Raw genomic sequence first — 25,927 nt, 5'->3', positions numbered from 1 at the left:
CATTTCCACGTAAAATAAGGTTCGACAAACATGACTGATATTTCCACTCAAACTGCGCGGCCAGAAAGCACAATTCGCAAAAGCGCTCTAACATGGATCAATAAAGCAAGCTCTTGGCTCGAGGCCTTGGGCTTTGCGTGGTTGACGCCACTATTGAAAATGGCCGCCGGCGAAAGCCCACGTGAACAACTGCCTGTTCTCAAACAGGTATTAATGGTCCCAGTTTTAGGCATCACGGTGTTTTTGCTCGCTTGGGCAGCACTTGCGCCAACCGTTCAGACATCGCTCGGCGCGATACCCGGCCCGGTGCAGGTTTTCGAACAAACGCAAAATTTGTGGGCAGATCATGTACGAGAACGCGAAAAAGCAGCGGCTTTTTATCAGCGCCAGGACGAGCGCAACGCCAAACTGATCGCTGAGGGGAAAAACGACAAGGTCAAAAACCGGACATATACCGGCAAACCCACCTATATCGATCAAATCTTCACGTCGCTATTTACCGTGGCATTAGGGTTTATCATCGCCACCATCATCGCCGTGCCACTAGGCATCGCATCTGGTCTTTCAAAGACATTTAATGGCGCCATAAATCCGCTGATTCAGATTTTTAAGCCTGTTTCACCGCTCGCGTGGCTGCCAATTGTGACCATGATCATCTCGGCGACTTATGTGAACCCAGTTGATTGGCTTTCCAAGTCTATGGTGACTTCTGCGGTGACAGTGACGCTTTGTTCCTTGTGGCCATCCTTGATCAACACCGCTCTGGGTGTTGCATCGGTCGACAAAGAGTTGATGAATGTGGGTAAAGTGCTTCAGCTCCCGACATACAAAACAATCACTAAACTGGTTCTGCCATCTTCTTTGCCACTCATCTTTACTGGTCTACGCTTGTCCCTTGGCGTGGGTTGGATGGTTTTGATCGCGGCTGAAATGCTGGCGCAGAACCCAGGCTTGGGCAAATTCGTATGGGACGAGTTCCAAAACGGCTCTTCGCAAAGCTTGGCAAAGATCATGGTTGCTGTGCTGACCATTGGCATTGTTGGATTCATGCTTGATCGCCTGATGTTCGCGTTGCAACGCGCCTTCACCTTCTCAGCAAACCGCTAGGAGGGAGTACACAATGTCGATATTAGAAATTTCGAAATTGTCGGTGCATTTCGGCGAAGGAGACCAGTGTCAGAGGGTCCTCACTGACATTGATCTAAAGGTCGAAGAAGGAGAATTCATTGCAATTGTTGGGTTCTCCGGCACCGGCAAAACGACGCTGATCTCTGCCCTTGCTGGGCTGCAAGAACCCACCAGCGGTGGCGTTATTTATCGTGGGCAAGAAATTGATGGCCCCGGCGCAGAACGTGGCGTGGTGTTTCAATCTTACTCTTTGATGCCTTGGCTTACGGTTGAAGGCAATGTCAGCTTGGCTGTTGATCAAGTCTTCAAAGACAAGCCTAAGGCTGAACGCAAAGAAATCGTTGATCGGTACATCGACATGGTTGGATTAAGCCATGCGACAAACCGACGACCCGCTGAGTTGTCTGGTGGTATGCGGCAACGGGTTTCTGTGGCGCGCGCGCTTGCGATGCAGCCAGAGATTTTGCTGCTTGATGAACCACTATCAGCACTTGATGCCCTCACCCGCTCAAAGCTTCAAGATGAGTTTGCAGACATTTGCGAACGTGAGAAAAAGACAATCATCCTGATCACCAACGATGTGGATGAAGCGATTTTGCTAGCGGACCGGATTATTCCATTAAACCCCGGCCCTGATGCGACGCTTGGACCTCACTTTGAGGTAAATATCGAGCGTCCACGCGACCGTACAGCAATGAACAATGATGAGCGGTTTATCAAGCTGCGAGCGGCAGTAACCGACTATTTGATAACTGTTGGGGCTGAAGCACAGGAGAGCGATGAACTTGTAGCGCTGCCAAATATCGAACCGGTGCGGCTAGGTAAAAAAGAAGCCTTGCCGAAAGCCTATGCGGAGATGTCTGCGACTGGGCGCGAGGAACGCTATCTGGAGTTCTCTGAACTCACCAAGGTCTATCCAACACCAAAAGGCCCGCTAACCGTTGTCGACGGGTTCGACATGAAAATCAAAAAAGGTGAATTCATTACCCTGATTGGTCACTCTGGTTGCGGCAAGTCGACGGTTTTGTCGATGGCTGCGGGTCTAAATAAGATCACAGAAGGCGGCATTATTTTGGATGGCCATCACATCTCCAATGCGGGCCCAGACAAGGCGGTGGTGTTCCAGGCACCTAACCTCATGCCGTGGCTTACCGCCTATGAAAATGTGGAGCTGGGCGTTGATAAAGTATATCCAAACGCCAGCGCAGCTGAACGTCGCGATGTGGTTGAATATTACCTTTCCAAGCTTGGCCTTGCCGACAGCATGCAACGCCTTGCGGGTGACTTGTCCAACGGCATGAAACAGCGTGTTGGCATTGCCCGTGCATTTGCCCTTTCGCCAAAACTTTTATTGCTTGATGAGCCGTTTGGGATGCTCGACAGTCTAACACGCTGGGAATTGCAGGACGTGCTGATGGATGTGTGGAAGCGCACCCAAGTGACCGCAATTTGCGTAACCCACGACGTTGACGAAGCGATTTTGTTGGCCGACCGCGTGGTGATGATGTCGAACGGCCCGAACGCCAAAATCGGCAACATTATGGAAGTTGATTTGCCACGACCGCGTTCGCGCAAAGTCTTGCTTGATCACCCTGATTACTACGCTTACCGCGAAGAACTATTGGAGTTCTTGGAAGCTTATGAAGGTGGCGCCGACCCAAGCGAAGATCAGCTATCTGCCATTAAAGAAAAACGTGCCGCGCGCATTGCGCGCCAGCGTGCAGCATCAATTGCTGCGGCTGAGTAGGAGGCAAAAATGAAGAAACAAAAACTCGTTATTATCGGCAATGGCATGGCGCCGGGGCGTATGCTGGAGCATCTATTTGAAATGGCCCCTGACGCTTATGACGTCACCATTTTCAACGCTGAGCCGCGCGTCAATTATGACCGGATCATGCTATCGCCTGTCCTATCAGGCGAAAAGAGCTTTGAAGAAATCATCATCCATGGTGACGGTTGGTACATCAAGCATGGGATCATGCTGTACAAAGGCCACAAGATCGTTGAGATCGACCGGGAAAATAAAACCGTCACCTCAGACCAAGGCACAACCGAAAGCTACGACAAGCTGGCAATTGCCACCGGTTCAAACCCATTTATCATTCCTGTCCCCGGCCACGATATGGCTGGCGTTTTGTCTTACCGCGATTTGGACGATGTGACCGCTATGATGTTGGCGGCGCAAGCTCGCGACAAAGCCGTCGTCATTGGCGGCGGCTTGCTTGGTTTGGAAGCCGCGGCAGGTCTTCAGGCGCGTGGCATGGACGTAACTGTCGTACACTTGATGCCAACCTTGATGGAGCGCCAGCTAGATCCATCTGCTGGCTACTTATTGCAAAAGGAAATGGAAAGCCGCGGCATTGCGGTGAAAACCCAAGCAAACACCAAACGCATTTTGGGCGACAAAAAGGTCGAAGGACTTGAGCTCGAAAATGGCGAAGTGATCGATTGCTCGCTTGTTGTGATGGCGGTAGGCATTCGCCCCAATGGCATTTTGGGCTCCGAAGCAGATCTAAACGTCAATCGCGGCATTGTTGTTGATCCGCAAATGCGCACCAGCGACCCAGACATTTTGGCTTTGGGCGAATGCGCAGAGATTGACGGACAGGTCTATGGCTTGGTGGCACCCCTATACGAAATGGCACGTATCGCCGCTCACACATTGACGGGTGACGACAGCCAATCGTTCCAACACCAAGACACTGCAACAAAGCTCAAAGTTACGGGCATCGACTTGTTCTCGGTTGGTGACTTTGCTGAAGGCGAAGACCGCGACGAGATCGTTTTGCGCGATGCAAATGCGGGTATCTACAAACGCGTCATTTTGCAGGACAATAAAATCATTGGCACGGTTCTTTACGGTGAAACTTCGGATGGTGCGTGGTTTAACGACCTGAAGAAGAAAGAAACAGACGTTTCTGAAATGCGAGATACCTTGATATTCGGCCAAGCCTATCAAGGAGGGGCCGCAATGGACCCCATGGCGGCCGTTGCAGCGTTGCCCGATGATGCAGAAATCTGCGGCTGCAATGGCATTTGCAAATCTAAAATCGTCGGAACTATTCAAGAAAAAGGCCTCACTTCGCTAGATGAGGTGCGCGCCCACACTAAGGCTTCAGCGTCTTGCGGCACATGCACCGGTTTGGTTGAGCAGCTGATGGCGCTAACCTTAGGCGATGACTTCAGCGCAAATGCTGCGCAATCCATGTGCCCGTGCACTGATTTGGGACATGGCGATGTGCGCCGCCTGATCAAAGCAAAAGAGCTAAAATCTATCCCTGCTGTGATGCAGGAGCTAGAATGGAAAACTTCATGCGGTTGCGCCAAATGTCGCCCAGCACTCAACTACTATCTGGTGTGCGATTGGCCTGACGTTTACGCTGACGACTATCAGTCTCGCTACATTAATGAGCGTGTTCACGCCAACATCCAAAAAGACGGCACTTATTCGGTGGTTCCACGCATGTGGGGCGGCATGACATCATCCTCTGAGCTACGCGCCATAGCCGATGTGGTCGACAAGTTTGATATTCCCAGCGTCAAAGTTACGGGTGGTCAACGCATCGACATGTTGGGCATCAAAAAGGAAGACCTTCCCGCTGTTTGGGCGGATCTTGGAAAGGCAGGATTTGTTTCAGGACAAGCCTACGCCAAAGGTTTGCGCACGGTAAAGACATGCGTTGGCAGCGACTGGTGCCGTTTCGGCACCCAAGACAGCACAGGGTTAGGCATCAAGCTTGAGAAGTTTATGTGGGGGTCCTGGACACCTGCAAAACTGAAGCTTGCGGTTTCAGGCTGCCCTAGAAACTGCGCCGAAGCGACCTGCAAAGACATTGGCATTATCTGCGTTGATAGTGGCTACGAAATTCACTTCGCAGGCGCAGCCGGTCTCGACATAAAAGGCACTGAGATTTTGGGCAAGGTCACAACCGAAAATGAAGCGTTGGAACATGTGGTTGCACTCGCACAAATGTATCGCGAGCAAGGCTTCTACCTTGAGCGGATTTACAAATGGGCGGCCCGCATAGGCTTGGATGAAATTCGCAAGCAAATCATGGACGACGAGGACCGCAGAAAAGACTATTTCGACCGGTTTGTATTTAGCCAAAAATTTGCGCAAGTTGATCCGTGGTCCGAACGGGTTTCGGGCAAGGACAAACACGAATTCAAACCAATAGCCACGCTTGACTTGGAGGCGGCAGAATGAGCGCTGTAAATGTAGCAATGTCGCAAGACTGGATTGATGTAGGCGCAACCGAAGAAGTGCCACAACGTGGCGCGCGCTGCGTCAAAAAAGGCGATCTCACTATCGCAATTTTCCGCACCCAAGATGACCAGTTTTTTGCTTTGGAAGATAAGTGTCCACACAAGCATGGGCCGCTCAGCCAAGGCATTGTGCACGATGGCTGTGTCACCTGCCCATTGCACAATTGGGTGATTTCACTCAGTTCCGGTCAAGCACAGGGTGCTGACGAGGGTGAAACACGCACCTTCACTGTCGAAGTGCGTGATGGGCGCTTGCTACTTGATCTGGAGGAATTGCGCTAATGGTGGATAGCGGTACCATTCGCACCACTTGCCCCTATTGCGGGGTTGGTTGCGGCGTGTTGGCAACGCCGCAGCAAAATGGCCATGTCTCCATCGAAGGCGATCCAGGTCACCCAGCGAATTATGGTCGACTTTGCTCAAAGGGCAATGCATTGGGTGAAACATTGGGCCTAGACGGTCGCCTGCTCTACCCGGAAGTTGACGGCAAAACAGTTGGCTGGGACCAAGCGCTTGATCATGTGGCGCACAAACTCAACACCACCATTCAAAAACACGGCCCCGATTCTGTTGGCTTTTATTTGTCCGGGCAAATGCTGACCGAGGACTATTACATTGCCAACAAGCTGATGAAGGGCTTCATTGGCTCTGCCAATGTGGACACCAATTCGCGGCTTTGCATGTCTTCAACTGTAGCAGGACACAAGCGTGCCTTCGGCGCTGACACGGTGCCTGGGAATTATGAAGATCTGGAGCACGCAGACCTGGTGGTTCTGGTTGGCTCCAATATGACATGGTGCCACCCGGTTTTGTTTCAACGTCTAATGGCTGCAAAAGAACAGCGGCCCGGGCTCAATATTGTTGTGATTGACCCACGGCGCACCAAAACGGCTGAGCTGGCCAATCTGCATTTACCCATCAAGCCAGATGGCGATGTGGCGCTTTTCAACGGATTGTTGCAGCGCATCGTTGCCAGCCAAATGGTGGACACCAACTATGTGGGCGATCACACCACAGGATTTGCTGCAGCTGTAAACGCCACGCAAATCAGCCAAAAAGAGCTCATCAAACAAACAGGGCTAAGTGCTGCGCAGCTGGACGAGTTTTACTCACTCTTTGTGAACACCGAAAAAGTGGTGACCTGCTTTAGCCAAGGGGTCAACCAATCCACAAGTGGCACTGACAAAGTCAACGCCATTATCAATTGCCATCTCGCGACCGGTCGCATTGGGCGCAAGGGCATGGGGCCATTTTCACTTACCGGGCAACCCAATGCGATGGGTGGCCGCGAAGTGGGTGGATTGGCCAACATGCTCGCCGCGCATATGGATATGGAAAATCAAGAGCACCGCACGTTGGTGCAAGAGTTTTGGGGAGCGCCGAACCTCGCCCCCAAGCCCGGATTAAAAGCTGTCGAGCTTTTCCGGGCACTTAAAACGGGCAAGATCAAAGCCCTTTGGATCATGGGAACCAATCCCATGGTCAGCCTGCCAGAAACGGAAAATGTCGCCAAAGCATTGGCCAATTGCCCCACGGTCATCGTCTCTGACATCATGGCAGACACTGCCACCTCGCAGTTTGCAACCGTGAAACTGCCGGCCCTTGGTTGGGGGGAAAAGTCGGGCACGGTCACCAATTCTGAGCGCCGAGTGTCGCGCCAACGCGCCTTTTTGCCTGCACCGGGAGAAGCGAGACCTGATTGGTGGCATGTGGCTGAGGTGGGCAAAAAAATGGGCTTTGTTGACGCCTTTTCTTTCAAAAGCGCTGCAGAAATCTTTGCCGAACACGCAGCCCTTTCTGGCCACAAAAACGATGGAAAACGCGACTTCGACATTGGCGCTTATGCTGATGTTTCTGAAGCGGCTTACGATGCGCTTTCGCCATTTCAATGGCCACAACCGAAAAATGCAGAACCATCAATCACCCGCTTCTTCGCGAACGGTAGTTTTTACACGAAAGACAAACGCGCCAATTTCGTGCCAACGCGTCTGCAATCTCAAACCAAACCTGGTCGCGGCAAGCAAGTGCTAAACACTGGGCGGGTGCGCGACCACTGGCACACGATGACCCGGACCGGCAAAAGCCCGACTTTATCCGGCCACATTGCCGAGCCCTATTGTGAGATTGCCCGAAGTGACGCTTCGCGGCTTGGAATTGAAAGCGCCGATTTGGTTTTGTTGAGGTCAGGCAGAACAGAGATAATTTTGCGCGCACTGATCAGCGACAAGATCCAAACGGGCCACGTTTTTGCCCCCATGCATTGGAGTTCAAACCTTTCCTCACTGACGTCGGTCAACGCCATGGTGAAAGCGGACCTTGACCCCCATTCTGGCCAACCCGCACTGAAAAGCGGACGGGTGACTTTGGAGCGCGCCAGAATGGCAATTTTTGGATTTGCCGTGACGCGGCATGAACCTATGGATTTGCCCACAGCCTATTGGGCCAAGGCGATTACCAAATCAGGATGGCGCATTGAGTTTGCGCATAACAGCGCGCGTGCTCTCCCCAATTTGGTGAAAGCAATCGCGAATACCGATGTGGATACCGCCGATGTGGCGTTTCATGCCCCAAAAGAAAACCAGCAACGACTGGCTTGGTTTGATGGCGCGCACTTGCGCACGGCGATTTATTTTGGCGCTGAACCTGTAGCGGTGTCGCGCGATTGGGCTGTCGCGCAATTGGACGCGACATTTGACGATCCCACACGCCGCTATCGCATGGTTGCTGGGCGTCCCGGCAAGGATATGCCAGACCCGGGGCCAATTGTGTGTAGCTGCTTTTCAGTCGGTGCCAACCAGATATTGGAAGCAGCGGACAATGGCTGCCGGTCGGTTGCCGAGATTGGCCAAAAACTTAGTGCAGGCACCAATTGTGGGTCTTGCAAAGCGGAAATAGCGGAGTTGATACATGAACGCGCCCTTCTTGCGGCAGAGTAGTCGCCCGGTTACGCAAACGCGCAAAAAGCGCATCGATGAGCTGTCCGTATTGCCGGTTTTTTTCAACCTTACCGGCAAACAGGTGCTGATCATTGGCGGCACAGATGCTGCTGCGTGGAAGGCAGAGCTGCTCGCTGCGGCGGGTGCGAAAGTATTTGTTCACGCGGCGAGCTATAGCGATGACTTCAAGGCTTTGATCAAATCATCGGCCGACCGTTTCTACATCCGGCGGCAACATCAATTGGCGACAGACATTGCTGAAGCCTCCATGGTGATCTGCGATGCGCCCAACGCACATGCGGCAAAGCAAGTGAGATCAATTGCCAAGCTTTACGGCGTGCCTGTGAACATTATTGACCAGCCCGAGCATTGCGATTTTCAGTTCGGCTCAATCGTCAATCGCTCACCTGCCGTGATCGCGATTTCAACAAGCAGTGCCGCGCCCATTTTTGGTCAGGCCATTCGGCGTCGCATTGAAATGGTGTTGCCCGCCAAGCTATCGGCATGGGCTGCCCTGGCACAACAGTTTCGAGAAAAGGCCAATGCCATGTTGGCACCTGGCCATGAACGGCGCAGCTTTTGGGAGCGGTTTGTCGACAAAGCTTTTCGCGAAGAGGTCAAACCCTCAAGCACTGAAGAGTTAATTGAGGCGGCCAAAAACATCAAATCTGGCGCATCTCGGCCTTCAATTCTGACCCATATCGGCTATCGCGTTGACGATCCTGAAATGGTCACCATCAAAGCGATGCGGGCATTGCAGTCTGCCGATGTGATTGTGCACAGCTCAACTACGCCTGACGCAATATTAGAGTTAGCGCGGCGCGAAGCCAAAAGAGTTTGCGTCGATGATCCGAACATCGCCAATGCACCGGCGGGCAAGCACGTGGTCAAACTAATTGAGGGTAATCCATGCCTTTTTGATCAGCTAGAAGCTTCCCCAAAAACAACTTCATGTGTACCCGAAACAGCATGAATTTGCTCTTTGCTCATCAAGCAAAATGCCGTGGACAGGCCATCAGCACGTGCCGCTGATTTATCAATCACACTGATTGTTTGCCAGTTGCCACCCGGCAAGCCAGTACGCGGATCAAGAATGTGGCCAACAATGCCTTGCTGATCAAAGAATGTGCCATTTGGCGCTGATGTTGCGATCGCCGCATTTGAAAGCTGGCGCTGTTGATCCGCCAAAGTGATCGGCCAAGCGCCACCATCAGGGGCAATGCCAATCGCATTGATCTCGCCCGTATTGACCAACACGTCCGTTACGCCTTCTCGCCGCAGCAATTGCGCCACCTTGTCAGCAATATAGCCTTGGGCGATACCATTGAACGTCAACGCCATGCCGGGTTTGGAAAATGAAACCATTTCTGGCGACACGGTGATATTTTGAAATCCAACTCGGCTTCGCGCGTCCGCAATTTCGGCTTTTGAAGGTTTTGCTCCTGCCGCGTATCTTTGCGCATAAAGCGCCCATAAGGGTTGGATGGTTGGATCAAATGCGCCATTGGTTTCATTCACAATTCGGGCGCTGATATTGAGCAAATCTAGTAACTCGATTGCAGGCGCAGCAAGCGCGCCATAGCGGTTGAGAATTGAAAGTTGGCTATCGGACTGATACAAGGAAAACACTTTTTCCAACCGTGCAATTTCTTGCAAAGCACTATCAAGCAATGCGTCAGCGTTTGGATGATCGAGCACGATATTCGCATTTGCACCCAACGCAACGCCGCGCCAATTCACGACAGACGCGTTAGCGACTGTGCCAAGCACCGGCAATGCAGCTGCACCCGCCAAGATTGAAATCATGCGACGCCTAGTGATCATTGATCTGACCCTTCTTCATCTACCGGAGCCAGCACAGCCTGTGCTGAAATCTCGTCCAACAACTTCACTTCACCGCCACGAAGAGCGGCAAATTCAAGGGCTTTTTCCTTTGAAGAAAATGGCGCTAATTCAGGGGCACCCATTCCCCCTTTTGCGTCGGAGCCGACAACGTAATATGCCTCATCTGCTCTGATCCAATTCATATCACCTGGTTCTGACCAGCTTTTTGCTTTGCCCATATCATTGACATACATCACCAAAATCTCTGCCGATTGTTCGGGGGATTTGATGTAGGCAAGACCATCGCGTACTTGGGAAAACCACAATGGATTTTGCATGCCTGCAAGATACATCTGAGCCTTGGGCCCATCATGTTCCAAAATCACCATTTGGCAATAATGGCCCGCGGCCTCCTCGGTCAAAGCGATTGGGTCGGGTGCGTTTTGCACCGCCGCCTCACTGGAACACCCCACAAGAAACAACGCACTTCCAAGCAATGCTACAGTCCTAATATTGATCATGGCTCGACCTTTCTAAAGGCAAGAAGAGCGAACAAAAGGGCGACCACTGGCCACAGCAACAAAGAGGTCAATTGGCCATAGAAGCCAGTGACGCTGCTGGCGGCACCAAGGCCTGATGCAAGCATATTGACGGACTGATCCGGCATATTGAGCAAGCGGAAAGCATCAGCTGGATTTGCGACCAATGCATAGGGGAAAATGGTTTTTGAGAAGGTCCCGCCCGCATCTGCCACAAGCGCACCCAACAAACCCAAATCATAAAGCACTACTGCAATGAGCCAGAGACCAATCGCGACACCTGACGCAGCACCTGTTTGTTTGACCAAAGAGGAGATGGTGTAGCCGAGCCCAAGAAATGTTGCGCCAAGTGCCAACGAAGTAAAATAGAGTGCGGACAAGGGCCCCCACTCAATAGCGCCTACGCCGTGCCTTGAAGCAATAATCGCGGTGGTTAGGCCCAAGCCAATTGCGATAGCGGCGCCCAACACAACCATATGGGCAATGAATTTACCGAGCAGTATTTCAGCGCGCGACAATGGATAAGACAAACCCAAAGTCAGCGTGCCCCGTTCGGCTTCTCCTGCAATGGCGTCGAACGACAATAAGAGACCAATAAGTGGCACCAAATAGACGGACAAAGTTGTGATTGAAGTGATCGCGATGATCATCGGGCTTGCGCCCAGATCACCAGTTGGGGCGTTGCCGGCAATGGTCAAGACCACATTGAACAACGCCATCAATAGGATGGCCGTAGCTACCCAGAGATTGCGTCGGGCAATTAACAGTTCTAGTCGTGCAATGGACAGGATTGAGGTCATTTTGTTTGCTCCTCAACGTTGCTGAAATGGCGATAAAGCTCTTCCAAACTTGCTGGCGTGACATCCACATCCTTAACCACTGGGCCAAGCGCAGTAATTGCAGAGAGAACGCCGATTTTTTGATCTGGCGCGCACATCAGTTCCAGCGATTGGCAGTTGACCCGCTTGCCGCCCAACTGTTGGTTCACACCTTCAATGGTGTCATTAGACGCAGTGACTTTGAACTTGATGGGCAAGCTGGCGAGATCGCGCAGTTTTTGCAGACTGTCATTGGCCACCAATTGCCCCTTGGATAGGATTGCAATCCGATCGGTGCGCAGTTCTAACTCGGTTAGCGCGTGAGAGGACAACATCACAGCGGAGCCGTTATTCGCTAGCTCTTCAACGATATCGTAGAACTCATGGCGACTGACTGGATCGAGCCCGCTTGTGGGTTCATCCAAAATGGCCAGTTTCGGCTGCCCCAACACAACCTGCGCCAAGCCTATGCGTTGGCGCATACCCTTTGAATAGGTTCGAATTCTACGGTCAGCAGCGTGGGCCAATCCCACACGCTCAAGCAAATCATCCGCTGCTTTAAGGGAAGTGGATTTTAGCCGTGCGAAATGGTGCAATTGCTCACGCCCGGTAAGCGCACCATGAAACGCAACGCTTTCGGGCAAATATCCCGTTTGTTTTCGGGCGGCCGCCGTTCCGGGTGCATGACCGAGCACATCAATTGACCCAGCAGTTATCGGCATCAATCCCAGCACCATCTTGATGATGGTTGTTTTACCCGCACCATTATGGCCGAGCAGCGCGACACGTTCGCCTGGCTCCACATTAAGGGAAACGTCCGATACGGTTTCCAATGTGCCATGGCGTTTGATCACATGTTCGATTTTGAGGGCAGGCATTATCGTTCCTCCCATTCTTTCAGGTTTGGCAGCACTGGCTGCATCAATGGCGCTTTGTCGACCACGCCGCCGGGCAAAAGCGCGGGGAACGCTGATTGCGACCATCGGATCAACTGCACGGCAGGCGAGCCGAGCAGCGACTTGGCCGCAGGTTGTGTCCACAAAACATGGTCCATTATGTCGTTGGGGCGATAGGCAGCATCGGCGATGCCATTGCCATCTAGGTCAAAGGCTGAGTGATCGGACCAGAAGTTCCCTTTGCCTTCAACACTCCAGTCCACCCATTTGGACCCCACATATTTGACTTGTGTGCGATTTGAAATGAATGAATTTTGCGCGAATGTGTTGCGTTCAGAACCTGCGGTGAAGTGAATGCCAATTTGGCATTGGGCGAACAGATTTTGGTTAAACTGATTTTTGTGCGCATTGTAGATAAACACGCATTTCTCGCCACCTTCTTCAACTCGATTACCAATGATTGTGCTCTTGTTTGTGTAATTGAGCATGATGCCATGGTCGCGGTCGCCTCGGCTAAGATTGTTCTCAATCACCACATTGTCCGAATACATGATGGCGTAGCCAAGGTGATTGGCAAGCGAAGTGTTCCCCCGCACGACGGAATTGTTGGCGTGCATATAGTGGATCGCAAATCGCAAGTCGCGCATGCGATTGCCTTCAAAGACATTCTTTTTTGACGTGTTTACAAATATGCCGTCGCGCCCATAACGAATGTCATTTCCAATGACTTTGCTGCCGGTCGCGTTCCAGACATATACACCATTGCCTCGCGCATTCATGCGATGGTCTAGGCGGCCCTCGATTTTGTTTTTTTGCACCAAGGCATTTTTGGTGCCGTGAATATCGATTCCAACAAGATTGCCAATCAGCTCATTGTGCTCCACCAGCGCACGGTCGGCTGTTTTCGATATTGTGATGCCGGCGTCTTTGGTTTCACCGTCTGAACCAGAGCCTGTGATTTTGAGACCGCGCACGGTCACGTCTTTGGCTAAAATGGTTACGACAGACCCTTGTTCATTGCCTATCACGTGGGCATGGCTCTGCCCATCTAGAACGATTGATTTATCAATCTCAATTGGTCCTTTGTAAGTACCAGGCGCTAGGCGGATGATGTCACCCGCCTCAGCATTTTGCAAAGCGATTGCCAAGGCTTCACCTTCAGGCGCAATTTGCCATTCGCGGGCCATGGCGGTGGCCGCGCTGAACATAATCAGCAAAAGGGCAAGAAGGCGAAGCATTTGTTTGGCAGTCCTTATTTTGGCTCGACGAACATCCGGCCGCGCATTTCCATGTGCAGCGCATGACAGAACCACTGGCAATAGAACCAGTGAACGCCAGGACGACCCGCAATGAAAGTGATGGACGCTGTTGCTTGTGGTCCAACTTCCATAGCCACATTGTGGTTAGACAATGAGAAGCCGTGAGTTAGATCATCAATGTCATCAAGGTTTGTGACGTAGACGGTTACTTCGTCGCCTTGTTTCACTGTGAAGCTTTCAAGCGAGAAGTTTGGCGCCATTGATGTCATGTAGACACGCACTTTGTTGCCATCACGAATGACTTCTTCTGAACCTTCCTCCAAGTCCACACCATCAGCAGCAGCTTGAGCCTTCGCATCATCGAACATTGGATCATTGCGATCCCAAACATTGCTTGGGTTCACTTTTGAACGGTGCACGATGATTGAATCGTGAGGTTCTGCGAATGTTGGGCCATCGTGAACGATTTTCATCTCATCAGATGAAATGTCGATCAATTGCTCGTTTTCAGGCTTCAAAGGACCAACGTTCAAGAAACGGTCTTTTGAGAACTTGTTCATTGAAACAAGCCATTTGCCATCAGCTTCAGCTGTTTCACCCATAGAAGTTGAGTTGTGACCAGGCTGGTATGCAACGTCCACTTTTGAGATGATTGGATCAACGTCTTCACCCGCATAGAGGCGGATCGCTTTGTCGATGTTCCATTTTACAACTTGGCTGTCCAAGAACAGGGTTGTGAAAGCATTGCCCTTGCCATCATAGGCAGTGTGCAATGGACCAAGGCCCAATTCTGGTTCAGCAACGATTGCTGAACGTGGATCAGCATCTTCTTCGAACAATGCGTCTAGTTTTGTCACGTCGATCACTGAAACGGTTGGTGACAATTTACCAGCCACACAAACGTGTTTCTTATCAGGTGCTGTGTTGATGCCGTGTGGGCTGTTCGGGATAGGAATATAACGCGTATATTTCTTGTTTGATCCCTTACGACCATCGATTACTGGCACGCCGTTGAGCACTTGAACGTCGCCGTTTGCTACGCCTTTTTCGATCTCAGCAAGATTGAACACAACAACGTGGTCCATCTCGTTTTCGGTCATTTCAGCAAGGTTCATACCCATTTCTGAGTTGTAGCTTGTTGAGAAGGCATATTTGCCCTGATAGTCACAGTCCGTGTTATCAAGGTTACCAGAAACCATAACCTGCCAGCTTACCTTCATCTCATCGCCATCGATGGCTGAGAAAATGTTGGTATAAGTTGACACATCATGCATTGTTGAGCCGTCATTCACCAATGGTGCTTCGTGCTCACCGTTCGCAAACACATAACCAGTGCGCGGGAATTTCTGAGGACGAAGGCCGTGGATGTCATGGGCATTCGGAATCTCAATCATCTTGTCGCATTTCATAACGTCAAGACGCACACGCGCAACACGAGTGTTTGCTTTGTCGTTCATGAACAGATAGCGGCCATCATATGTGCCGTCTGTGAATGACATGTGTGGGTGGTGAAGGTCACCTTGGTCGTAGGTTTTTAGACCGCTTTGAGCGAGAAACTCTTTGGTTTCTTCTGTCAAACCTTCAGTCAGAATTTTCAGTGACTCGTTGGTTTGGCCCCAGCCAGTCGCTGAACAGCGGTTAAACACTGGAACGCGCATCAATTCACGCATTGAAGGTACACCAAGAACGCGCAATTCACCGGCTTGGCCTGATGACCAGAAACCGTAATATTCGTCCAACTCACCCGGTGCGAGTGAATGGCTACCTTCCGAAGCAGCAGCAGGTGTTGCCATCAGCGCGGCGCCACCAGTGGCAGCAATACCGCCAGCAAGAAATGCACCTGCACCTGTTCCTGAAAGCAAATCCCGGCGGGAAATACCTTCTTTTTTTACTTCATTGTCAGACATGTTAGCTCTCCTTTTCGCTACTGTCTTAAGTGGTCTTTTTGTTGAGCAGTTTTTCCATTGCTGCTCTGGAGGCTGCCTCGCTTGCGCTCCGACGCTCCCGTCCTTTTCGTTTTTTGATACAGACAGGGCATTTCTGGTCATCCTGGTAGAGCACTTGGCAGTGCAAACAGTTGACGCATTCGTTTGGATTGATTTCCCCAGTGGGGTGGATCGCCTGAACCGGACATTCGTTAGAACAAGTCTGGCAAGGGCTACCGCATTCTTTGTATCGTTTGAGCCAATCAAACATGCGGATCCGTGCAGGGATCGCTAGCGCCGCGCCCAAGGGGCAAAGATAGCGGCAATAAAAACGTTCGATGAACAGGCCAGCACCCAAAATGAGAGTGGCAAAAACAACGAACGGCCATGCGCGATCAAATTTGAGAATTATGGCTGTCTTAAATGGCTCAACTTCCGCATATTGCTCAGCCATTGGAATGGACACCAATGAGAGGCCAAACAATCCTAAAAAGATCATATATTTCAGTGGCCAAAGGCGCTCGTGCAGCCCCCATGGCAGCTCCCATTGGGGCACCTTGAAAAAGCGGGCAATTTGGTTGGTGATTTCCTGCAATGCGCCAAATGGGCAGAGCCATCCACAAAAAGCACCACGTCCCCAAAACAATAGGGCAGCCGCTACAGAGAACCACAAGATGAACACCAATGGATCGAGCAAGAACGCATCCCAACTGAAGCCGTGCTGCAAGCTTGCTGCGAGCGCCATCAAGTTGACGATCGACAATTGTGCGTTCTGGCCCCAGCCAAGAAACACCAATGTGACCACCAAAAAGCTCATGCGGAACCAGTAGAAAAAGCGCGCATTTTGTGTGAATTGTTTTTGAAAGAAGAATGTTGCGGTCAGTACAGCTAGCATGACGCCAAGCACAACAATCTCGAATTGTTTGTCGCGCCAAATGCGTTGCCAAAGTGCCGCGCGCGCAGCTTGGTCGTCAGTGACATCCACAGCCGATGCAACTGGCGCAACTTCTGGCAATGGAGCCAAATATTGTTCTGGCAACTTGTAACCAAGGTCGAATGTTAGAAATGTCTTATCAACCGGTCCAACTTCTCGGTGCGAGAGCAACTGCAAACGCCAAGGTTTTGTTGGATCAAACTCAGCATTTGCTGGAATTTTGAACAGGTCAAGTTCAGTGAAACTCGGCGCACCGTCAGCTGCGATTTCGCCTAAGCGACGCTGTTGTTTATCGTGAAAGCGGACAGAAATGTCGCCTTGGATCAGCTGGATGCGATCAAAGATGCCGCCGCGCACATATCCTGACCCTTTGAATGAATAGAGCCCACGGCCGGCGATCAAAATCGCCTGTTCGCCTTCGTCTAGCCACTCAACAAGGTTGGCATATTCAGCATCACCCAAAAGGCTTTTGCCTATGCTGGGTGCAGAGACCAACGCCGCATGCATATCAATATAGGTGGTTTCGGGATCTTTCTTGATAGGTCGTTTGATCGCGCGCGGGTCACCTGCTTCTTCAAAGGCTGCGTTGATCTGCCCCACATCCAATGTCATGCGGCGCACAGTGCCGTCACCTGACATGGTATGCCAATCATTGATCATTGTGTCGTCGGCGCTCAGTTCGCGCTGCGGACTATTGTCGGCGCTGGCGTTGCTCAACCCGCCCAAGCCCATTGCACGCGCCACTTTAATGGCGGACCGCACGATAGAATCGTCAATAATCATGATGGTCACAGTGGCGCCAGAAATGATCTCTAGATCATGCGCAGAGCCGCCTTCAGCCGCCTCTTTGACGATATCAAGGCCCTTATAGCTGGCGGTCAGCTTTTTGATTTTGCTATCTGGAATGCCGATCAAGACGATTGGCTCAGAGTGTTCAACCATCTCAGCGCCCAGCAGCTTTCCGTCCAAATCAATTGCAGCCATCACGTGGATGGGTTTGCCCGAATAGCCCGTGGTGCCAACAAAATCTGATGTGACGAATGTGTAGCCGACAATTTCGCTGCCGACGAGAATCGGCGCTACAGGCACATCAAGCTTGATGTCGCCATATGAACTTGCATCAGCATGGAACGTTTGCGCAGCGACCTTATCGATAAACTTTTCAAGTACCGGGCGCGCAGTTTGCCCAAGCGCTGCAGATGTGTTGAACGCAATGGCCAGTGAAATTACGGCCAAGATCAAAATGGGTGGAAATGCTAGTTTGAACTGCCTCATGAGAACGCTCCCACAAGGCTGGCGGGGAATGGATTTGGAAATAACATATTGACTTTACTTGTCATGGAAGGTGGTCCGCGCAGCATTTGGCTGTGGATCAAGTCAGTGACTATTCTGCGTTCTGTAGATGGGCTATCTGCTTTGAATTGCGCTGCGGCTAAGAATTGCTCTTTGTCGACAAGCGTCGCTAGCTGCCAAACGCTCGGTGTCGCGCAATCAGTGCACTTATTGCAATCTGGGCAATTCTGATCTTGTTCGACGCCATTCGCATCGACCACCAACACACCCTGCTCACCACAAATCACTTGCAAGTCAGGCGCTGCTTGCGCGGCGAAGGGCTGAGAAACAATCATCAAAACTGCAAAGATCATCAAGAACTCGCCGACGAGCTTGAAGGCAGCTCTTCGCGTGTCTGAGTTCTTGAATGTGTTGCTAAGCGCGTACATGATGCAAACCGATTTTCGTTACGGATGCTGGATACGCCTTGATGAACATCAAGACTTTGTTCTAGATCAAATTCAAGTTCTGTTGATCGAAATATTTTTACTAATGGTCAAAAATCGAGCGAGATGTTCGGCAACGCTTCAAATTATGGGCGCCAGTTTGCGCTGCATCAAATTGCCACCTTGTGTGTTGACCTATAAGTGCGCACAAGTTCGGTTCAACAATTTGGAGAGATCGTCTCATGAAACTTACAACTTTGGCATTGAGCGGGATGCTCGCCATTTCCACCTTTGGCTCTGCTGTCGTCGCGCAAGATTTTGACTCAGCAACCGAAATTGAAGCGGCAATCGCTGCGGGTGATCTGGCTAAGGGCGAGAAGGTTTTCAAAAAATGCAAAGGCTGTCACAAGGTTGGTGACAAGGCTAAGAACTCTGTCGGTCCGCAGCTGAACAACTTCTTTGCAATTGAACTTGGGTCGGCTGAAGGCTTTAAATACTCACAGCCATTGCTCGACAAAAAGGCCGAAGGCCAAATCTGGGATATTGAAGCGCTAGATGCGTTCTTGAAAAAGCCAAAAGACTATATTCCAAAAACTAAGATGACATTTGCTGGCCTTAAAAAAGATGCTGACCGCGCAAACGTAATCGCCTATTTGGCGAGCATTCAGGTCACAGAATAACAGCTATTCGCTGCCTCTAGCAGCGCACAATCGAAGTATATGAGGGGCATCAGTTGATGCCCCTTTTTTCGTCGGTTCTATGCGACTGATGCTTCTGGCACAGAGAGCGGAGCAGTGGTAGATGCGTGCAGCAACTGTTCATAGGCCCCGAAATACGAGCGAACCATTCTTTCAGCAGTAAAATGATCTAAATAGCGTCGCCGTGCGTTTTGGCCGAATTGCACCGCGGTTTCTTCATCATTCCATAACCTGTCCATTGCTGACCGCAATGCCAATGGTTCCGAATGCGGACAGATCAACCCCGTCACATTTCCCAGATTAACAAATGATGTTCCTGTACCGATCTCACAGGTGATCATGGGTTTTTCATGCATCGCGGCCTCAATTAACGACACCCCAAATGCCTCAGACCTAAGATTTGAAGGAAATACAAACCCAGAGCAGTTTTCGAGCAACGCACATTTTTCGTCTCCACTGACTTGACCAAGGAAGTGTACATTGTCTGCTCCTATCGAAGCCGCAAGCTGCTCCAATTCCGCGCGTTCCGGTCCGTCGCCAGCAATCGCAACCGGAAAAGGCGCATCCTTTGCTGCCAACACCAAATCACGCAATCCCTTGTAGTATCTAAGAACTCCTAAAAACAAAAAGAACCTGCTACCCAGTTTTTCCCGCCAACCGTCACGCAGGTTGGACGCGATAGGTGCGCCTAACCTGTCTGATAAACCCAATGGGATGACGCTTGTTTTGTGGGCAAATCGCTTCAACGTGGAACTTGTATCAATGTAGTTTTGCGATGTTGCGACAATCTGATCGACCCTATTTAAGAACATTCGTTTGAGCGGTGAATAAAGCAAAGCCATGGCTTTTTGACGCACAATATCTGAATGATAAGTCACAAGGGTTGGTTTCGTTGAATGCGACAAGAGATATGCTAGATCTGCAAACGGATATGGATAATGTAAGTGAATGATGTCCGCCCAGGCCGCATGATATGCAAAATCCGATATTGCTCTAAACGACATGGGCGTAGACGCATAATCCACCAGCGATTGAGACTGAAAAAGCTCGTATCCTTCCAAACGTATCGGCCTGTCTGCAGCGTGAGGGCTCATTGCGAGCACACGTGTCTGTACGCCCAAGGGCGCGGTGATCTTGGCCACTTGATCCACAAATTGCTCAACACCGCCAATCGTATCTGGCTTATGTGTTTTGTAAAAATGCAATACTTTCAACGTTTTTGCCTTTTTCAATCAATAAATTTTTGCATAGCATCTCGAATTCAATGGCCGCATTCTGCCAAGCGAATCTGTTGGAGTTCTCTCGAGCCCTACGGCCCAGATCAGCCCGCAATAGGGGCTCATCGATCAGACGCGCCATTGCTGCTCGTATGGTTTGGTAGTCGTGGGGATCGGCAAAAAGCGCGCCCCTACCTGCAACTTCGGGCATAGCGGAGACATTGGATGTCAGTACAGGCGTCGCATATTTTTGCGCTTCAATAATTGGCAGGCCAAACCCTTCAAACAACGAGGGAAGTACTAAGAATTTCGCAGCCTTGTAACTTTGCTCCAACTCGGCATCATCGACGAAACCAGACCAATGCACAAAACGAGAAATATCAAGTTGATTGGCCAGCTCCTTCAGGTGCCCCTGTTTCCAACCTGATGCGCCAATAATTCTAAGATGGCACTTCTGCTTTTGCATAGGGCTTAGTTCGGCATAAGCACGCAATAACGATTCAAGATTCTTCCTGGGTTCATTAGTTCCTACAAAAAGCATGAATGGCTGTTTTGACTTCTGCGTTGCTGCGTGGGTTGCCTCAACTGGTCGTGTTAGCCCAGGATAGATCGTCTGGCATCGGGAAGAAGCATCAGGAAACTCCAGCGCCACATCAGCTGCAGTGAACTTGGACATACAAACTATGCGATCAGCTTTGCCAATGGCCCGGGGCATCAAAAGCTTTTCACCCTGCAGACCCAATGCCGACATTGTTTCTGGATAACGCTTCCAAACCAAATCATGGATCGTCAAAACACACGGCACACCCAACGGAAACAGTGGCAGACGGTGCGCCGGGCCCCAAAAGAGATCTATGTCGCTTGCTCGAATTCTTTCCGGCAACACAAACTGGCTCCAAAACATCCCCCCCAATCGTCCAGAAAAATTGTCCGCTTTTAGCGTGATATTCGGGTGGTCAAATTCTGCGAGCGTCATATTCCGGGGCGCAAACAGCATAATTTCCACGCCATTGCAGGCTAACGCTTGCACCATGTTCAACACATAGCGCGAAATGCCCGAAAGTGAGCCACACAGATTTTTGGCATCAACTCCAATTCGCAAATTCGGAACCCCACAATGAAAAAACATCAACACAACTGCGGTTTCGCTGGACGAAATCCCGCACAATTCTCAAAATATCTCTCGTGTTATCGCACAAAAATCTGCTATATGCAATTTACTGCACGTGTATTCACTGCAGTTTTAATCACTGCACATACCTTCACTGCTGTTAATTTTGCTGTATGGTGGGTAGGTGGTGCATGTGCCACCGGTATGCCGCATTGTAAACCAATTACTTTTGGGTTACACAGCGGCACACTTTTATTGTTTGATCGGGCGTCTTACGCCTTTAAATTTTGCGTCGGTTGTTTTAGGTTTGGCATAAATGAAACAGATTTCACCACTTCAACAAGCATTTGGTAAATTCAGAAAGATCGTCGTAAGCACGCTAATCTTCAGCTTTGCGATCAACTGTCTATTGTTTGTCGGCCCCCTTTACATGCTGCAGATTTATGATCGCGTCTTGTCGAGCCGAAACGAAACAACTCTTGTCATGATCTCTCTGATAGCATTGGCAATGTTGATGGTTTACGGGATCATGGAGTTTGTGCGATCGCGAATGCTTGTGCGTGCAGGATTGCAGTTCGACGATGTGCTAACCAACACAATATTTCCGCGCGTCGTTAAAGCGCGACTAGCAAATCCCAACGGGGGTGCGGAATATATACTTTCAGATATCGACAAAGTTCGAGAATTTTTGACAGGTCAAGGGATTCTTACATTCTTTGATGCCCTTTGGGTCCCACTGTTTTTAGTCATATGCTATTTGTTCCACCCATGGCTTGGCGCAATCGCTGCAGGTGGCGCGATTGTCATCTTTGTCCTGGCATTTCTGAATGACTTCACAACTAAAAAACAACTTCAAGAAGCAAATAATGCCGTTCAAAGCGCCAACCAGTTTGCTGGCGCCGTACTTCAGAATGCTGAAGTAATCAAATCGATGGGTATGGAAAAACCACTTGGCGAGCGCTGGCAAGATCGGCATGCAACGATGCTGACTGCACAAGCTGGCGCTAGCGACAAAGCTGGTGCTGTGATGGCTTTTTCCAAGTTCATCCGTATGGCTCTACAATCTGCAATATTGGGAATGGGAGCTTACTTGGCGCTACAACAACAAGTCTCCCCTGGGGTAATGATCGCCGCGTCGATAATGATGGGTCGCGCGCTGTCGCCAGTCGAGCAGTCTGTTGCGCAATGGAAACAGTTCGTTGCCGCACGACAGGCGAGCCAACGCATGAAACGGCTATTCGACAGTGTGCCAGCGGATCTAGAGCGTACTGAATTGCCAAAACCCGTCGGTGAAATAAGCGTTGAACAATTCACCACCCTTGTTCCCGGCACGCGGACACCGCTTTTGAAAGGCATAAATTTTCAAGTTCCGGCGGGACAAACTCTCGCAGTTGTTGGACCAAGCGGTTCAGGAAAATCTACACTGCTGCGCAGCTTGGTAGGTGTCCAGCCAGCAGCAAATGGTACAATTCGTATAGATGGCGCAGAATTATCGCAGTGGAACGCAGAGCAGTTGGGTCAACACTTAGGCTACTTGCCTCAGGACGTGAAACTTTTTGCCGGAACAATCGCGGAGAACATTTCACGTTTTCGAGATGCTGATAGTGACGACGTCGTGCGAGCTGCAAAGATGGCCGGCGTACACGAAATGATCCTACATCTAAAGGATGGCTACGAAACGCAAATCGGCGACAACGGACACCAGCTTTCTGGAGGTCAAAGACAACGGGTTGGTTTGGCTCGCGCTCTGTTTGGTTTGCCGCAAATTGTCATTTTGGATGAACCAAATTCAAACTTGGATAATGACGGCGAAGCAGCACTAACCGATGCTATACGCTCTCTGAAGGAAATCGGTATTACTGTTATTGTTGCTACGCATAAAACCAACCTGCTGGCGGTTTGTGATAAGGTATTGGTGATGCAAGATGGAGCGGTTCGCGCCCTAACCACACCGCGCGAACTCCTCAAACCAGCAGAAAGTGTTGCACCTAAAAATCCGGCGAAGGCAGCTGCTGCACCCGTCGTCAACAATGTTGTAAACGTGCAGTAACGGGACCAGCCACAAATGAAGACTGAAGATAAAAAGAAGGTGCGGAATAGTCCGCGCGCTTTCGTGATCATTGGTTATGCCGTAATCCTCTTGACTTTTGGGGTTCTGGGCAGCTGGGCATCGTTTGCAAAAATTGACAGTGCCGTTATTGCCAGCGGAACCATTGCAGTAGAAAGCAACCGAAAAGCAATTCAGCACCTTGAAGGTGGCATTGTCGAAGCGATTTTGGTCAAAGAAGCTGAACGGGTCGAAGAAGGACAGGTTCTTGTTCGGTTAAACGGCATACAAGCAAAATCTACGCTTGGCGTTTTGCAGAACCGTTTGCGCATCGCATTGGCAAGTGAAGCGCGGTTACAAGCAGAGCGCAATGTGAAGCCGGAAATCGATTTCTCTTCTATCCAAGATGCAATGGACGAAGAAGAGGTTATGGCTTCGGTGAACGACCAGATCAGCATCTTCAACGACCGAACATCAATTTTGAACTCGCAAGTTGAGATTTTGAATGGTCGTATTGACCAGTTATATCGAGAAATAGATGGCTTAAACATCCAAAAGGAAGCCTTTGTTGAACGTGTCGAAATCTTGAGCAAGCAGCTCGAAAGATTGCGCGACGGCGTGGCAAAAGAGATTGTTCCTGAAAATGTCTTATCTGCTCGCGAGGAAGAGTTTGTCAGTGTGAAGGCCAATGTGGGCAAAATCGAAACTGAGCTCGCAAAGGTTGGTAAATCCATAGGCGAAACCAAACTGCAAATCATTCAAACAGAACAGCAGTTCAAAGAGCGCGCCAATGCAGAATTCAAGGAAGTCAATGCTCAGATCCAAGAGCTGCGGGAAAACCTCAAAGTTGCAGAGGAAGTTGTGGATCGCTTGGATGTCCGTGCGCCTGTAAGCGGCAGCGTACAAAACATCAAGATCCACACTGCGGGTGGCGTGGTGCGCCCGGGCGAAAAAATGATGGAAATTGTGCCAATCAACGATCAGCTCGTTATCAATGCACGGGTTTCCCCAATTGACATTGACAATGTGCACCCAGGTTTGCGGACAGAGGTGCGCTTTGTTGCCTTCCAAAGCCGGTTCTTGCCGATTGTGCTGGGCACAGTTGAAAGCGTGTCGCGCGATGTAATTGTGCCAGAAGATGGCCGGACGCCTGAATATTTCTTGGCACAAATTGATGTGATTGAGGATATGGTGCCGGAGGAAGTTCAGGGGCGATTGCGCGCGGGTATGCCTGCGGATGTGATCATCACAACGGGCGAACGCTCAGTAATTGACTATCTGGTTGCGCCAATGGCCGATGCTATTGCGAAATCAATGCGCGAGGAATAGCGGTTTGGCAATAGCAAAGCCCAAACCTTTTGCCTGACAAAACAAAAAAGCCCGATCGTCTGATCGGGCTTTTTTGATTGGCTAAACCACTGAGCCAACTAGTTAGTTGTTTCAATTTCGCCCTTTAGCACCTGTGCATAAGCATTGCGCGCTGTTTGAGCTATCGCGAGCTGGGCATTCAATCTTGAAATCTCAGCATCCGCCGCTTGAAGATTACCCAATTGCGACTTCGCCTGATCAGACAAGTCAGCGAGATTAAACTCTTTGCCATCAATTGTGATTGTGTTTATTTGCTCAGTCATAGTGAACTCTTCAATTCCATAAAAAATATTCGTTGTTGGACAATCAGTCCAACTTGGTTGGCTTATACACCCCCTACCGACAAGCTGAATTATTGTTCAACATTATGCGGTGGGTATATTTGTTACTGTACAGCTTCGTAGCGTAATATTCATACCATTGCAAGTGTCGAAATTGACTATCAGTTATCGCTGACAAATTGCTCATAGTGTTGTTTTAATGTGTATCATATTGGGAAAAACACTTACACATTTGCAATATTTGATGTGTTTGTTAACTCTTTATTGACAATAATCAATACTGCATGCGAACGGCCCGATAAACGAAAGTATATCGGTTCAACATATGAAACTGGGACACGAGGCGCAGATCGGCTCGATGTGTTTGTACAAGAATATGATACAATCAACGCCTCGTGTAATGGGTTATACGCAAGTTGATCATTTGCCCCGGGTTGCTCACCCATTTATTCCCTTAGCTACATCATGATCCGTTGATCGATCATTGGAAGCTTTTTTGAGCCGCCGTCGCGGTCTTGCGACCGCTTCCCCGGCACCCCCGCCAATTGCTGCTCAACACAAATGCAGAGCAAGCGAGGGAAAAAACTTCCAGAACAGCTTCAACTTGCTGCCCGATGAATTACGCCTGCCCTCGGTGTCGGACTGGACATATGATCATTTGCGGCACTGATTGCGACCAACCAGCACCCCACCCTTAATCCCTCCCCATCAAGGGGAGGGAAATGGGACCCCGCATCAAGTGCGGGGTGGTACGGTTAGGTTTGCTTTCCTTTCGCACCGTCCCGGCCTTGAGCCGGGACCAATTGGAGGACAGGCTCGTCATAACCCTAGATGTAGATCCCGGATCTACCCGCGCAAACCGAGCACCTTCCCGGGATGCCACGAGAAGAAGCCTCTGACCTTTTTTGATAGCGCCGCCGCCCAACAAAGAGGCCTCCCTCCCCTTGATGGGGAGGGATTGA

General features: G+C 50.4%; 20 protein-coding genes. 9 read left to right on the top strand and 11 right to left on the bottom strand.

Annotated features, from left to right (window positions below; all coding sequences use genetic code 11):
• The first annotated feature begins 30 nt into the window (after positions 1-30).
• The 6 genes from QQL65_RS07370 to QQL65_RS07345 are packed head-to-tail and all read left to right on the top strand — an operon-like array spanning position 31 to position 9,303.
• A complete protein-coding gene (locus tag QQL65_RS07370; RefSeq protein WP_284363214.1) occupies positions 31-1,107 on the top strand; it encodes an ABC transporter permease in 1,077 nt (358 codons plus the stop codon).
• Positions 1,108-1,120: 13 nt separating this feature from the next.
• Positions 1,121-2,875, top strand: coding sequence for an ABC transporter ATP-binding protein (locus QQL65_RS07365; RefSeq protein ID WP_284363210.1), 1,755 nt, complete (start codon positions 1,121-1,123; stop codon positions 2,873-2,875).
• Between the two features lie 9 nt (positions 2,876-2,884).
• The gene (nirB, locus tag QQL65_RS07360; RefSeq protein ID WP_284363208.1) at positions 2,885-5,335 is read left to right on the top strand and encodes a nitrite reductase large subunit NirB; all 2,451 of its coding nucleotides are present in this window, start codon (positions 2,885-2,887) and stop codon (positions 5,333-5,335) included.
• A 17-nt stretch (positions 5,336-5,352) separates the two neighbouring features.
• The gene (gene nirD, locus QQL65_RS07355; protein ID WP_284366241.1) at positions 5,353-5,676 is read left to right on the top strand and encodes a nitrite reductase small subunit NirD; all 324 of its coding nucleotides are present in this window, start codon (positions 5,353-5,355) and stop codon (positions 5,674-5,676) included.
• Entirely contained in the window at positions 5,676-8,330 is a 2,655-nt protein-coding gene (locus QQL65_RS07350) for a nitrate reductase (RefSeq protein ID WP_284363207.1), read from the top strand. The genes nirD and QQL65_RS07350 overlap by 1 nt, the downstream gene beginning before the upstream one ends.
• Complete coding sequence (locus QQL65_RS07345; protein WP_284363206.1) at positions 8,302-9,303, top strand: NAD(P)-dependent oxidoreductase; 1,002 nt, start codon at positions 8,302-8,304, stop codon at positions 9,301-9,303. The genes QQL65_RS07350 and QQL65_RS07345 overlap by 29 nt, the downstream gene beginning before the upstream one ends.
• Here QQL65_RS07345 and QQL65_RS07340 read toward each other — a convergent pair.
• The 8 genes from QQL65_RS07340 to QQL65_RS07305 are packed head-to-tail and all read right to left on the bottom strand — an operon-like array spanning position 9,252 to position 18,246.
• A complete protein-coding gene (locus tag QQL65_RS07340; RefSeq protein ID WP_284363204.1) occupies positions 9,252-10,154 on the bottom strand; it encodes an FAD:protein FMN transferase in 903 nt (300 codons plus the stop codon). The genes QQL65_RS07345 and QQL65_RS07340 overlap by 52 nt on opposite strands.
• Entirely contained in the window at positions 10,151-10,675 is a 525-nt protein-coding gene (locus tag QQL65_RS07335; protein WP_284363202.1) for a nitrous oxide reductase accessory protein NosL, read from the bottom strand. The genes QQL65_RS07340 and QQL65_RS07335 overlap by 4 nt, the downstream gene beginning before the upstream one ends.
• Positions 10,672-11,493 carry an ABC transporter permease gene (locus tag QQL65_RS07330; RefSeq protein ID WP_284363201.1) on the bottom strand — a complete coding sequence of 274 codons (822 nt, stop codon included), beginning with the start codon at positions 11,491-11,493 and terminating at the stop codon, positions 10,672-10,674. The genes QQL65_RS07335 and QQL65_RS07330 overlap by 4 nt, the downstream gene beginning before the upstream one ends.
• Positions 11,490-12,389, bottom strand: coding sequence for an ABC transporter ATP-binding protein (locus QQL65_RS07325; protein ID WP_284363200.1), 900 nt, complete (start codon positions 12,387-12,389; stop codon positions 11,490-11,492). Before QQL65_RS07325 ends, QQL65_RS07330 begins: the two co-directional genes overlap by 4 nt.
• Positions 12,389-13,645, bottom strand: coding sequence for a nitrous oxide reductase family maturation protein NosD (locus tag QQL65_RS07320; protein ID WP_284363199.1), 1,257 nt, complete (start codon positions 13,643-13,645; stop codon positions 12,389-12,391). The genes QQL65_RS07325 and QQL65_RS07320 overlap by 1 nt, the downstream gene beginning before the upstream one ends.
• Before the next feature lie 14 nt (positions 13,646-13,659).
• Positions 13,660-15,573, bottom strand: coding sequence for a TAT-dependent nitrous-oxide reductase (nosZ, locus tag QQL65_RS07315; RefSeq protein ID WP_284363198.1), 1,914 nt, complete (start codon positions 15,571-15,573; stop codon positions 13,660-13,662).
• Positions 15,574-15,598: 25 nt separating this feature from the next.
• On the bottom strand, positions 15,599-17,800 hold the full coding sequence (locus tag QQL65_RS07310; RefSeq protein WP_284363195.1) for a NosR/NirI family protein: 2,202 nt from the start codon (positions 17,798-17,800) through the stop codon (positions 15,599-15,601).
• Positions 17,797-18,246, bottom strand: a complete 450-nt coding sequence (locus QQL65_RS07305; protein ID WP_284363193.1) for a hypothetical protein — start codon at positions 18,244-18,246, stop codon at positions 17,797-17,799. The genes QQL65_RS07310 and QQL65_RS07305 overlap by 4 nt, the downstream gene beginning before the upstream one ends.
• 239 nt (positions 18,247-18,485) lie before the next feature.
• On the opposite strand from QQL65_RS07305, the gene QQL65_RS07300 reads away from it, so the two are divergent.
• Positions 18,486-18,923, top strand: coding sequence for a c-type cytochrome (locus tag QQL65_RS07300; protein WP_284363191.1), 438 nt, complete (start codon positions 18,486-18,488; stop codon positions 18,921-18,923).
• 77 nt (positions 18,924-19,000) lie between these two features.
• On the opposite strand, the gene QQL65_RS07295 is transcribed toward QQL65_RS07300, so the two are convergent.
• Together QQL65_RS07295 and QQL65_RS07290 are read right to left on the bottom strand one after the other, a co-directional pair.
• On the bottom strand, positions 19,001-20,155 hold the full coding sequence (locus tag QQL65_RS07295; protein ID WP_284363189.1) for a glycosyltransferase: 1,155 nt from the start codon (positions 20,153-20,155) through the stop codon (positions 19,001-19,003).
• Entirely contained in the window at positions 20,124-21,287 is a 1,164-nt protein-coding gene (locus QQL65_RS07290) for a glycosyltransferase family 4 protein (protein WP_284363187.1), read from the bottom strand. The genes QQL65_RS07295 and QQL65_RS07290 overlap by 32 nt, the downstream gene beginning before the upstream one ends.
• 298 nt (positions 21,288-21,585) lie before the next feature.
• Here QQL65_RS07290 and QQL65_RS07285 point away from each other — a divergent pair, with 298 nt between their 5' ends.
• Together QQL65_RS07285 and QQL65_RS07280 are read left to right on the top strand one after the other, a co-directional pair.
• Positions 21,586-23,319, top strand: a complete 1,734-nt coding sequence (locus QQL65_RS07285; RefSeq protein WP_284363185.1) for a type I secretion system permease/ATPase — start codon at positions 21,586-21,588, stop codon at positions 23,317-23,319.
• A gap of 15 nt (positions 23,320-23,334) precedes the next feature.
• Positions 23,335-24,645: an HlyD family type I secretion periplasmic adaptor subunit gene (locus QQL65_RS07280; RefSeq protein WP_284363183.1), complete on the top strand. Its 1,311-nt coding sequence runs from the start codon at positions 23,335-23,337 to the stop codon at positions 24,643-24,645.
• Between the two features lie 98 nt (positions 24,646-24,743).
• Here QQL65_RS07280 and QQL65_RS07275 read toward each other — a convergent pair whose 3' ends face one another.
• Entirely contained in the window at positions 24,744-24,947 is a 204-nt protein-coding gene (locus tag QQL65_RS07275; protein ID WP_284363181.1) for a DUF6447 family protein, read from the bottom strand.
• Positions 24,948-25,927 lie beyond the last annotated feature (980 nt).

This window comes from Maritalea porphyrae (assembly GCF_030159895.1).
Classification (GTDB): Bacteria; Pseudomonadota; Alphaproteobacteria; order Rhizobiales; family Devosiaceae; genus Maritalea; species Maritalea porphyrae.
This window is presented reverse-complemented; position numbering and strand designations above follow the sequence as displayed.